The organism is Nocardia sp. NPDC060220, from assembly GCF_042727815.1.
Classification (GTDB): Bacteria; Actinomycetota; Actinomycetes; order Mycobacteriales; family Mycobacteriaceae; genus Nocardia.
Genome location: NZ_JBHWZY010000116.1, coordinates 1 through 11,719 on the forward strand (window position 1 = coordinate 1; position 11,719 = coordinate 11,719).

The window sequence follows — 11,719 nt, forward strand, 5'->3', positions numbered from 1 at the left end:
CACCAAGCTCGAAGGCGAACTCGCGGCGCGGGAACGCTACGACGACGTGTGCGACGTGGAGATCGTGGCGTTCCCGCAGGTCGGAATCCTGCTCGAGCCCGGCGTCGTCGACCTCATGGACGCGGCACTGTCGGCCGGGGCCGACCTGGTCGGCGGGATGGATCCGTGCGAACTCGACCGCGATCCGGTGCGACATCTCGACGCGGTGTTCGGGCTGGCCGACAAGCATCAGGTCGGCGTCGACATCCACCTGCACGAAGCGGGTGAGCTGGGGCTGTTCACCCTGTCGCTGATCATCGAACGGGTGCGGGCGCTCGGGATGACCGGTCTGGCGACCATCTCCCATGCCCGGTGCCTGGCCGGTGGGCTGCCCGCTGTGCCTGCGGCGATCGAGCAGCTGGCGGAGCTCGACATCGCCCTCACCCACGCGGCGGGCGCGCAGGGTTGGGCGTTGCCGTTGCTCGACCTGGCCGCGGCCGGTGTGCGCGTCGGGGTCGGGATGGACGGTCAGCGGGACTACTGGTCGCCCTACGGCAACGGCGACATGCTCGACCGCGCTTGGCAACTCGCGTTCGTCAACGGGTTCGGATCCGACGAGCACGTGGAACACGCTCTCGCCGTGGCCAGTTGGGGTGGTGCGAGCGTGCTCGACCGAAGTCTGCGCCCGCTCGGCCGGAGCGAGCCACATCCAGGTTTCGAGGTCGGTGATCCGGCCGAGTTCTTCCTGGTCGACGCGGCCAGCCCGACTTCGGCTGTGATGGACCGCCCGGCCGAGCGCACTGTAATCCATCGGGGCAGTGTCGTTTCCGTCGATACGGCACTGGACGGATTCGAGATTCCCGGTCGTTGGGGCAGGGGGAGGAGCTGAGATGCGGCGCGGTATTCGAGCACGCCATGTGCTCGCGTCGGGGATCGTCGGCGGCCACGTGATGCTCACCGATGGCGAAGTGGTGGTGGAGGATTCGCGCATCGTCGCCGCCGGTCCGCGCGGTCTGGAGACCGTCGACGAGGTGATCGAGCTTGGGGACGCGGTCTTGATGCCCGGGCTCATCGACCTCGACGCGCTCACCGACATCGACCACACGATCCTGGATTCGTGGCAATCGCGCGAGCTCGGCCTCGGTCTGCAATGGTCGCGCGAGTACGCCACGCAGCGGCGGCGCGCGGTGTTCGACGCCGAGGAGCGGGCGTTCATCCGTGAGTACGGGTTCGTCCAGCTGGTGATGCACGGGGTGACGACGGCGATGCCGATCGCGTCGGAGGTACACAGCGATTGGGCGGAGACCTACTCCGACGCCGTGGCGATGGCCGAATCCGCACAACGTCTGGGCCTGCGGGTGTACCTCGGGCCCGCGTACCGATCCGGGGTCAACGTGGTCGACGACGACGGCTCGCGGTCCATCTACTGGAACGAAGAACTCGGGCTCGACGGGTTCGAGGGTGCGGCGCGGTTCCTGGAGTGGGCCTCGGCGCAGGACACCGATCTGATCCACGGGACGCTGCTCCCGTGCCGGATCGAGACGCTGTCCGAGGATCTGCTGCACCGGACCGCCGCGCTGGCCGCGGCGACCGGCGCGCTGGTCCGCCTGCACGCGCTCCAAGGGCTGCACGAACGCGCGTTCGTGATCGAGCGGTTCGGTATGTCACCGCTGGCCGTGCTCGGGCGAACCGGTCTCCTCGGGCCGAATCTGCTCATCCCCCACGGGATCTACATCGACTCGAACCCGCACGTGGATGCCGATACCGATGACGATCTCGGCACGCTCGCGGCGTCGGGAGCATCGATCGTGCACTGCCCGCTCACCTCGGCCAGACACGGATCGGCGCTCGACAGTTTCGATCGGTACCGGGCAGCGGGCGTGCGCATCGCCCTCGGCACCGACTCTTTTCCGCCGGACCTGGTGCGCGGCATCGACATCGGCGTCACCTTGGCCAAGGTGCTGGCATCGCGGCTCGACGCGGCCACCTACGGCGACTACGTCTCGGCGGCGACGCTCGGCGGTGCCGAAGCGCTGCACCGACCGGACCTGGGCACGATCGCGGTGGGGGCGACCGCCGACCTGGTCGCCTTCCGCCTCGACGACCCGCGCGACGGCGTCCTCGACGATCCGATTCGCACCCTGTGCATGAACAGCACCGGGCGCGCGGCGGATTTCTCCATGGTCGCCGGGCGGATCACGTTGCGCGACGGGGTAATTCCCGGCATCGACCTGCCTGCGATGACCCGGCGGGCGCAGTCACTGTTCGACCGGATGCGTGCGGCCTACACCGAGCGCGACTACCTACGCCGTCCCGCCGGCGAACTGTTCCCGGCGTCCTTTCCGGCCGAGCCGTCGATACCGCGCGGCGATGGCGTTGCTCCCGAGCACGTGAGCACACCTGGAGGGGGAGTGGTCAGCCCCGCGGGCGGACCCAGCCGCCGAACGTCTTCTCGAGGGTGAGGGCCGCGGCGATCGAGAGGTGATCGCGGTTGGGTCCCGCGACCACCTGTACCCCGAGTGGCAGACCGTGGGTGCCGCGGCCGAGCGGCACCTGGGTGACGGGGAGCCCGGCGAGGCTGAACGGTGCGACGGTGTTCGTGCGCCACAGGCGGCCGGTGGTGCGGCCGTGACGGGGCGCGACCGTGCTCAGGGTCGGATGCAGGAGCAATCCGTCACCGATGATCTCGGTGATCTCGGCGGCAGTGCGGTGTGCGGCGGCGGTGATGCGCCGGGCCACCCGGGTGGGTAGCCGGGCCGCGATCAGCTCGCCGAGTGCGAGGAGACGGGTGGCGAGGGTGTGGTCGCCGCGCAGGGCGGTGAGTTGACCCGGCGCGAGGATGTCGGCGCCCTCGCCGCGCATGATCTCGGCGAAGCTGATCCCGGTCTCCTCGGCCAGCACGATCGTGGCGAAGAGCCCGATCGTCCGCAGCGAACGCATCGGTACCCGGGTGACCTCGGCGCCCGCCTCGGTGAGCGCGGCGGCGGCGCGGTCGCGCGCGGCCAGTACCTCACGGCCGAAGCCGGGGGCGAAGGTTCCGTCGAGCAGCACGACGGGCACACCCCGCATCGAGGTGGTCGCCGGATCGCCGAGGGTGGCCGCGCGGACCAGGGGATCGGTCCCGTCGGGACCGGCCATGATCCGCAGCAGCGGCATGAGATCGGCCGCACGGCGGGCGATGACCCCGTTGGAGCACAGGGCGGCCACGCCGAACGGTGGTGGCCACGCACCGGTGGTCGGGAGCAGGCCGGTCGACGGGCGGTGCCCGAAGACGCCGTTGCAGAAGGCGGGCACCCGGATCGAGCCGAGGGTATCGGTGGCCAGGCCGAGCGGGGAGCCGCCGCTGCCGACGGCGGCGCCCTCACCGCCCGACGACCCGCCCGCCGTCCGTGTCCGGTCGTGCACGTTGCTGGTTCGCCCGTAGACCCGGTTCGTCGACTCGAGCCACATGCACCCCTCGGCGGTGTTGGTCAGCCCGAGCACGATCGCACCCGCGTCCAGAACTCGTTGCACCACCGTGGCATTCGCGGTGGGCCGCAGGTGCCGCCGAGCCACGACGCCCGCCGTGTTGGGCAGGCCCGCGACCGCCAAGGACTCCTTGACGGTGATCGGGACGCCGAACAGCGGTGGCAGGTACTCCGGCCCGGTCGCGAGGTGGGCGTCGGCGGCGTCGGCCCGTGCCCGCGCGGTGTCGTAGCAGTCCACCACCACGGCGTTCGTGGCGGGCGCGAAACGTTCCAGCACAGCGATGTGGGCATCGATCACCGCGCGGACGCTGACCTCACGGGCGCGAATGGACGCGGCCAGCGCGATCGCGGACTCGTCGGTGATCGTGGTGCCGTCTGGGCGGAGCATCATGTCGTTACAGTATTACATTATCCGTAACGTCGTCGTGTGGACTCTGGCGGGCTCAGAACTCGTTGGCCACGCCGATCACGGTGCGCCCGGAGTGGGTGCCGTCCTTGATCGACTGCAGGACGGTGCCGACCTCGGTGATCGGTGCGAAGGACTCGATCGTCGACAGATGCTGGGGGCGAAGCTGTTTGCCCAGTGCTGTCCACAGTGCGCGGCGCTTCTCGATCGGGAGCTGGACCGAGTCGATGCCGAGCAGGCTGACGCCGCGCAGGATGAACGGGAGCACGGTGGTGGGAAGCTCGGCGCCGCCGGTGAGGCCGCTGGCCGCTACCGCCCCGCCGTAACCGATGGCGCTGAGGACGTGGGCCAGCGACGCGCCGCCGACGCTGTCCACCGCCGACGCCCAGTTGGCCTTGTTGAGCGTGCGCGGCTTGGCATCGGGGTCGAGGGGCAACCGGCCGATGACCTCGTTGGCGCCGAGCTCGGCGAGCAGGTCGTTCGCGTCGGTCTTGCCGGTGGAAGCGATCACCTCGAAGCCGAGGCCGGAGAGGATGTCGATGGCCACGGTGCCGACACCGCCGGTCGCGCCGGTGACCAGGACGGCGCCGTCGTCGGGGGTCAGGCCGTGGTCGAGCAGGGCCTGCACGCTCAGGGCGGCGGTGAAGCCCGCGGTGCCGATGGTGGCGGCGTCGCGGGTGTCGAGGCCGTCGAGCTTCACCACCCATTCGGCAGGCACCTTGGTGTATTCGGCAAAGCCACCGTTGCGCGAAACGCCCAGGTCGTAGCCATGGGCGATGACCTGGTCGCCGGGGGAGAAGTCATCGATCTCCGAGGCGATCACCTCACCGGTGAGGTCGATGCCCGGCACGATCGGATAGTTGCGCACCACCCCACCGCGCGGCGTGATCGCCAGCAGATCTTTGTAGTTCGCGCTCGAGTAATGAACCTTGATCGTCACCTCGCCGCTACCGAGGAAGTCGTCTCCCACCGTTTCACGAGCGAGAACGATCCCACCATCGGATTCACGGGCCACCATCGCAGAAAACTCCATTGCCCGAGCATACGAGTTCGCGAGACCGCGGGGGAGGACCCACGTCAGGGCGGGAGGAGTTCCAGGCGGACGCCGAGGAGGCGGATCGGGCGGTCCAGGTCGAAGCGGTCGATGATCGCCAGGGCGGTGTCGGTGATCGTGGTGATGTCGTCGGTGGGGGTGGGGAGTTTTGTCTGTTTGCTGCGGGTATAGAAGGTTTTCGTGCGGACGGTGACCGAGACCCGGGTGCTGATGCGGTGGTGTTCGCGCATCTCCTCGGCGACCTCGGTGGCGATGCGGGCGACCTCGCGGCGGATTTCGGCGGGATCGGTGAGGTCGTGCGGGAAGGTCTCGGATTTGCTGCGGCCCACGGGGATTCGCGGGGTGGTCGAGAGTTCGGTGTCGCCTTTGCCGTGGCCGAGGACCCACAGGTAGGGGCCGGTGCTCGGGCCGAACTCGGCGGCCAGACGCGCGCGGTCGGCGGACATGAGATCGGCGACCGTGGTGATGTTGAGGTCGGCCAGGCGGTGGGCGATGCGGGCACCGACGCCCCAGAGCGCGTCGGTGGGGCGGTGGCCCATGAGTTCGGTCCAGTTGGCGGCGGTGAGCTCGAAGATGCCGGTGGCGGCGCCGGGGTCGTGCTCGGGTTCGGCGGAGGTCTTGCCGGTGGACTTGGCGAAACCGGTGGCGAGCTTCGCGGTGAGCTTGTTGTCGCCGATCCCGACCGCGCACGTGAGGCCGAGTTCGATGATGGCGGTGCGGATTTCGGCGGCCAGTTGCCACGGATCGCCGTCGGTGGCGACGAACGCCTCGTCCATCCCCCACACCTCGACCGCGCCGGCCACCCGGCCCAGCGTCGCCATGATCTCTTCGGAGGCCACCTCGTAGGCGGCCATGTCGACCGGCAGGAAAACGCCCTCCGGGCACTTGCGCTGCGCCATTCTCAACGCCATCCCCGCACGCACGCCGTAGGCTCGCGCGGGATAAGAAGCACAGGTCACGACCTTGCGGGGCTGCGCGGGATCGCCCTCGCCGCCGACGATCACCGGCCGGCCGCGCAGCTCAGGGCGACGCCGGAATTCCACCGCCGCCTGGAACTGGTCGAGATCCACATGCAGGAGCCACCGGGGCACAGTTCCGTCTTACCGCATCGCACCGACAGATCGGCTCTTGCCACGTCAGCCGGACAGAACTAAATTCTGTATATGGAGATGCGAGATCGGTTGTTGCTCGCCGCGGAGCGGCAGTTCGCCGAACACGGCGTGCTCGATGCCACGCTGAGCGATATCCGCGCCGCCGCCGATGCCAGCGTCGGCGCGCTGTACCACCACTTTCCGGACAAGTCCGACCTCTATCGGCAGGTCTGGGTGGCCGCGCTCACCGACTACCAGCAACACTTCTGGAATGCCGTCGCCGACAGTCCCGACGCGCGAACCGGCGTCGAGGCCGGGGTGCGCGCGCACCTGCACTGGGTGCACGAACATCAATATCGCGCAACGGTTCTCACGGGTTCGCGGCCGCCCGGGGCCCGCGAGAGCGAGCGCAATGTGGAGTTCCTCACGGCCGTCCGGCGGTGGTGGCGCACGCACGCGGGCTACGGCGCGGTGCGTGACCTGGAACTCGATCTCGTCTACGCGCTGTGGCTCGGTGCGGCACAGGAATACTCCCGCCAATGGCTTGGTGGCAATATCCGTACCGCGCCAACCGATGTCGCCCCCGAGCTCGCCGCCGCCGCGTGGGCGACACTGCGGGCCGACGGCACCGAATAGTCACCATGCAGGGCCACGCAACTCGAAGAACGGAACACCCGATGCCGACCGAAGCTTCCACCCTCGACCTCGACCTGGCGCGCCAGGTACTAGCCGCGCAGCCGTTCGCCCGTCTGGTCGGCACCGAGCTCACCGAATTCGGTGAGGGCGCAGCCACTCTCATCATCGACATCCAGCCAGAACACGGCCAGCAGTTCGGCTTCGTGCACGGCGGGGTGCTCGCCTACGCCGCCGACAACGCCCTCACCTTCGCCGCGGGTACCGTCCTGGGCCCCAACGTCCTCACCGGCGGCTTCACCATCACCTACCTGCGCCCCGCCCAGGGCGAGCGCCTGCGCGTGCACGCCACCGTCCTTGGCGCCACCCGCCGCCAGGCCGTCACCCACTGCGACGTCTACGCCGAGACCGAGGGCGAGGAACCTATCCTCTGCGCGGTCGCCCAGGGCACCACCCGCCGCGTCGAGAAGGACCTCGCCCCCACCACCGAGGAAGATGCGGACGGTTTCGACGACGACGATCTCGACGACCTCGACGACGACCTCGACGACCAGGACAACTACGACACCGACCAACTCGCCGTAGTCACCGTCGCAGGCCCGATGCTGCCGCCGACCGTCAGCCGCTAGCCGGACACGTCAACGGGCCGTACACAGCTGTGCACGGCCCGTCGACAGCGGGGATCAGGCGCTGACGGCGAAGGTCTTGCCGTCGGCGGCGGGTTCGGCGATCGGCTCGATCGCGTAGGCCAGGATGTCTGCCACGTCGGCGACGGGGCGGACGTTCAGGGCGGCCAGTACTTCCGCCGGGACTTCGTCCAGGTCCGGTTCGTTGCGGGCCGGGATGAAGACGGTCTTCAGGCCGGCTCGCTGGGCGGCGAGCAGCTTCTGCTTCACGCCACCGATCGGCAGGACACTGCCGTTCAGGGTGACCTCGCCGGTCATCCCCACATCGCCGCGGACCGGGCGACCGAGGGCCAGCGACACCAGGGCGGTGACCATGGTGACGCCCGCCGAAGGGCCGTCCTTGGGGACCGCACCCGCGGGGAAGTGGATGTGGATGTTGCGGTCGAGGACCTTCGGCTCGATACCGATTTCCTCCAGGTGCGAGCGGACGTAGGTGAGGGCGATCTGAGCGGATTCCTTCATCACGTCACCGAGCTGGCCGGTGAGGGTGAGCGAACGCTCGCCCTCGGCGCCGTTGGCCTCGATGTAGAGGACATCGCCGCCCGCACCGGTCACCGCGAGGCCGGTCGCCACGCCCGGGACGGAGGTGCGCTCCATCGAGTCCGGGGTGAAGCGGGGACGCCCGAGGTAATCGGTGAGGTTGTCGAGGTCGACCACCAGGCTCGTCACCTGACCGACCGGTTGCGGACCGGCCGCGATGTCGATGACGTTGTCGTAGCCGAGTTCGGGGTCGTACCCGAGCACCGCGCCCTCGCCCAGCGCGCCCTTGTCGACGAGCGGGGCGTCCACGGCAGCGTCGCCGACGCTCGCGGGGTCGCCTGTGACCAGGCGAGTTGCCGCCTTACGCAGGGCTTTTGCCACCAGGCGCTCCATTTGACGCACACCCGCCTCCCGGGTGTAGTTCGCCGCGATCTCGCGCAGGGCCGCGTCGGTGATCGACACTTCTTCCGCGGTCAGCGCATTGCGCTCCAGCTGGCGGGGAACCAGGAAGTCGCGCGCGATCGCCACCTTGTCGGCCTCGGTGTAGCCGTCGACGGTGATGAGCTCCATACGGTCCAGCAGGGGACCGGGGATGGTGTCCATGACGTTGGCGGTCGCGATGAACAGGACATTCGACAGGTCCAGGTCCAGGTCCAGGTAGTGGTCGCGGAAGGTGTGGTTCTGCGCGGGGTCGAGGACCTCGAGCAGGGCCGCCGCCGGATCACCACGGAAGTCGGAGCCGACCTTGTCGATCTCGTCGAGCAGGACAACGGGATTCATCGAACCCGCCTCCTTCACCGCACGCACGATCCGGCCCGGCAGCGCGCCGACGTAGGTGCGGCGGTGGCCACGGATCTCGGCCTCGTCGCGCACGCCGCCGAGGGCGACGCGAACGAACTTGCGGCCCAGCGCCTTGGCGACCGATTCACCCAGCGAGGTCTTACCGACACCGGGGGGACCCACCAGCACGAGCACCGCGCCGGACCCGCGTCCGCCCACGACCTCGAGACCGCGCGCGGCCCGCCGCGAACGCACCGCCAGGTACTCGACCATCCGGTCCTTCACCTCGTCGAGGCCGTGGTGATCGGCGTCGAGCACCGCTCGTGCGGCCGAGACATCGGTGCTGTCCTCGGTTTTCACCGTCCACGGCAGATCGAGCACGGTGTCGAGCCAGGTACGGATCCAGCCGGATTCCGGGCTCTGGTCGCTGGCGCGCTCCAACCGGCCGACCTCGCGCAGCGCCTCCGCGCGCACGTTCTCGGGCAGGTCCGCGTTCTCCACGCGAGTGCGGTAGTCGTCGGCGCCGTCGGGTTCGTCCTCGCCGAGTTCCTTGCGGATGGCGTTGAGCTGCTGACGCAGCAGGAACTCGCGCTGACTCTTCTCCATGCCGTCGCGGACATCTTCGGAGATCTTGTCGGTGACCTCCACCTCGGCGATGTGGTCCTTGATCCAGTCGATCTGCTTGGTCAGCCGCACCGCGACATCGGGGGTCTCGAGCAGTTCGCGCTTCTGGTCGTCGGACAGGTACGGCGCGTAGCCCGCGGTGTCGGCGATGGCCTCTACGTCGTCGAGCTGGTTGACGATGTCGATGATCTGCCAGGCCTCACGCCGCTGCAGCACGGCGACGACCAGCTTCTTGTACTCGGCGGCGAGCTCGGTGGTCCGCTCGTCGGGCTCGACCGCCTCGACGAGTTCGGCCTCCACCCACAGCGCGGCTCCCGGCCCGGTGACACCGTGCCCGATCCGGGCGCGGCGCTCGGCCTTCAACACGGCCGCGGGCGCGCCGCCGCGCATCCGGCCGACCTGTTCGATGGTGGCGACGACGCCGTAGGACGCGTAGCCCTCGTCGAGGCGCGGCGCGACCAGCACCGAACCGGTTTTGGCCGCCTGGGCGGCGTCGATGGCGGCCTGCGCGGATTCGTCCAGTTCGATGGGCACGACCATGCCCGGCAGCACGATCGGATCGGTCAGGAACAGCACCGGCAGGTTCTGAGCTGAAGTCATGTCGACCCTTCCAAAGTTGAGCTTTGCTGACTCAACATGGACCCCCGGCGGTTTGTTCCTGCAGGTGGCGCCGTTCACTCACGGCGAAAATAATCGGCCGAGATTCTTGTGCCGCCGATGTCGAGAACGCGTGGGTGGCTCCGTCCCAGGGGTACAACCCACACAGAACACCAACCGAGGAGAACATCATGGCCAAGTACCTGCTGCTCAAGCACTACCGTGGCGCGCCCGCATCGGTCAACGACGCGCCGATGGATCAGTGGACGGCGGACGAGGTGTCCGCGCATGTGCAGTACATGGTGGATTTCGCCGATCGATTGCGATTGACCGGCGAGTTCGTCGACGGTCAGGCACTGTCCACCCAGGGCACGTGGGTCCGCTCGGACGGCGCGGGTCGCCCGCCGGTCACCGACGGGCCGTTCGCGGAGACCAAGGACCTGATCGCCGGGTGGATGGTCATCGATGTCGAGACCTATGACCGGGCGCTCGAACTCGCCGGGGAGCTGTCGGCGGCACCGGGCGCAGGTGGGAAGCCGGTGCAGGAATGGCTCGAACTGCGGCCGTTCTACACAGAGTTGCCCACGGTGACCGAATGAACGACGCGCTACTGCGCGAACTCGTCCCCGCGGTGATCGCGATCCTCGTCCGCCGCGGGGCCGGGTTCGCGGCGGCCGAGGACGCGGTGCAGGAGGCGCTGATCCGGGCGCTGGAAACCTGGCCCGACGATCCACCGCGCGACGCGAAGGGCTGGCTCGTCGCCGTCGCCTGGCGAAAGTTCATCGATGCGACACGGGCCGAAACATCCAGGCGTGGGCGGGAATTCGCGGTCGATGCCGAGCCCGAAGCCGGTCCGGTGCCCGCCACGGACGACACGCTGTGGCTGTATTTCCTGTGCGCGCATCCCTCGCTGTCGCCGGGCTCGGCCGTCGCGCTGACCTTGCGCGCGGTCGGCGGCCTGACGACCCGGCAGATCGCGACGGCCTACCTGGTTCCGGAATCGACTATGGCGCAACGGATCAGCCGGGCCAAGAAGCGGATCACGGGCTTACCGCTGGACCGTCCCAGCGATCCGGCAACGGTGCTGCGGGTGCTCTACCTCGTCTTCAACGAGGGCTACAGCGGCGATATCGATCTGGCCGCCGAAGCCATCCGCCTCACCCGTCAGCTCGCCGCCTCGACCGGCGAACCCGAGGTCTCGGGGCTGCTCGCGCTGATGCTGCTGCACCACGCTCGCCGTGCGTCGCGCATCGAGGGCGGGCGCTTGATTTCGCTGGCCGCGCAGGACCGATCCCGGTGGGACACACACCTTATCGCCGAGGGCGTGACGATCCTGCAAGCCGCACTGGCGCGTGACCGCCTGGGCGAATACCAGGCCCAAGCCGCGATCGCGGCCCTGCACGCGGACGCCCCGAGCACCGCCGAAACGGACTGGGTGCAGATCGTGGAGTGGTACGACGAACTACTGCTTCTCACCGACAGCCCGGTGGTGCGCCTGAATCGCGCGGTCGCGGTCGGTGAAGCCGACGGCCCCCGAGCAGGGCTGGCCGCCCTCGCGGATCTCGACCCGGAACTACCGCGCCACAGCGCATCCCGGGCCTACCTACTCGAACGAGCGGGCGAACTCGAAGAGGCCGCGACCCTGTATGCCGCAGCGGCCCGCGCGGCCACCACAGTTCTCGAGCGCGACCATCTCACCCGCGAGGCGGCTCGAGTTCGGCAGTTACCGCGACCCTGAATCCGATTGCCGCGCGGTCGCACTGGGCAAACCTGCCCACAAAACAGCTCGGCCTCCCCCGGGTTGAGGACCGGGGGAGGCCGAGTTGTGGACAGGTGGCTTACAGGTTCGAGGAACGAATCCGCTCGGTCGGGGGATCGAACGGACGGCCCGCGGTGGAGCCCGAGCTCAGGAATCCGAGGAC

Annotated in this window: 9 protein-coding genes and 1 pseudogene; 6 read left to right on the forward strand and 4 right to left on the reverse strand. The window is 69.1% G+C overall.

Going from position 1 to position 11,719, the window contains the following annotated elements:
- Together ACFWF3_RS08705 and ACFWF3_RS08710 are read left to right on the forward strand one after the other, a co-directional pair.
- Nucleotides 1-868, forward strand: an 868-nt coding sequence (locus tag ACFWF3_RS08705; RefSeq protein ID WP_379313094.1) for a cytosine deaminase, incomplete at its 5' end; no start/stop codon positions are given.
- Nucleotide 869: 1 nt separating this feature from the next.
- Nucleotides 870-2,441 (forward strand): chlorohydrolase family protein, encoded by a 1,572-nt coding sequence (locus ACFWF3_RS08710; RefSeq protein WP_379313095.1) that lies wholly within the window; start codon nt 870-872, stop codon nt 2,439-2,441.
- On the opposite strand, the gene ACFWF3_RS08715 is transcribed toward ACFWF3_RS08710, so the two are convergent.
- Genes ACFWF3_RS08715 through ACFWF3_RS08725 form a run of 3 tightly spaced genes read right to left on the reverse strand, consistent with a single transcriptional unit; the run spans nt 2,395 to nt 5,997 of the window.
- On the reverse strand, nt 2,395-3,837 hold the full coding sequence (locus ACFWF3_RS08715; RefSeq protein ID WP_379313097.1) for an amidase: 1,443 nt from the start codon (nt 3,835-3,837) through the stop codon (nt 2,395-2,397). The genes ACFWF3_RS08710 and ACFWF3_RS08715 overlap by 47 nt on opposite strands.
- Before the next feature lie 52 nt (nt 3,838-3,889).
- A complete protein-coding gene (locus ACFWF3_RS08720; protein ID WP_379313098.1) occupies nt 3,890-4,885 on the reverse strand; it encodes an acryloyl-CoA reductase in 996 nt (331 codons plus the stop codon).
- A gap of 44 nt (nt 4,886-4,929) precedes the next feature.
- On the reverse strand, nt 4,930-5,997 hold the full coding sequence (locus ACFWF3_RS08725; protein WP_379313099.1) for a DNA polymerase IV: 1,068 nt from the start codon (nt 5,995-5,997) through the stop codon (nt 4,930-4,932).
- A gap of 72 nt (nt 5,998-6,069) precedes the next feature.
- On the opposite strand from ACFWF3_RS08725, the gene ACFWF3_RS08730 reads away from it, so the two are divergent.
- Both ACFWF3_RS08730 and ACFWF3_RS08735 read left to right on the forward strand, forming a co-directional pair.
- Nucleotides 6,070-6,633 (forward strand): TetR/AcrR family transcriptional regulator, encoded by a 564-nt coding sequence (locus ACFWF3_RS08730; RefSeq protein ID WP_378989309.1) that lies wholly within the window; start codon nt 6,070-6,072, stop codon nt 6,631-6,633.
- A gap of 41 nt (nt 6,634-6,674) precedes the next feature.
- A pseudogene (locus ACFWF3_RS08735) lies at nt 6,675-7,082 on the forward strand (PaaI family thioesterase); the annotation flags it as partial.
- A gap of 231 nt (nt 7,083-7,313) precedes the next feature.
- On the opposite strand, the gene lon reads toward ACFWF3_RS08735, so the two are convergent.
- A complete protein-coding gene (lon, locus tag ACFWF3_RS08740) occupies nt 7,314-9,800 on the reverse strand; it encodes an endopeptidase La (protein ID WP_378989310.1) in 2,487 nt (828 codons plus the stop codon).
- Between the two features lie 188 nt (nt 9,801-9,988).
- On the opposite strand from lon, the gene ACFWF3_RS08745 reads away from it, so the two are divergent.
- On the forward strand, nt 9,989-10,396 hold the full coding sequence (locus ACFWF3_RS08745; protein ID WP_379313100.1) for a YciI family protein: 408 nt from the start codon (nt 9,989-9,991) through the stop codon (nt 10,394-10,396).
- Complete coding sequence (locus ACFWF3_RS08750) at nt 10,393-11,535, forward strand: RNA polymerase sigma factor (RefSeq protein ID WP_379313101.1); 1,143 nt, start codon at nt 10,393-10,395, stop codon at nt 11,533-11,535. The genes ACFWF3_RS08745 and ACFWF3_RS08750 overlap by 4 nt, the downstream gene beginning before the upstream one ends.
- Nucleotides 11,536-11,719 lie beyond the last annotated feature (184 nt).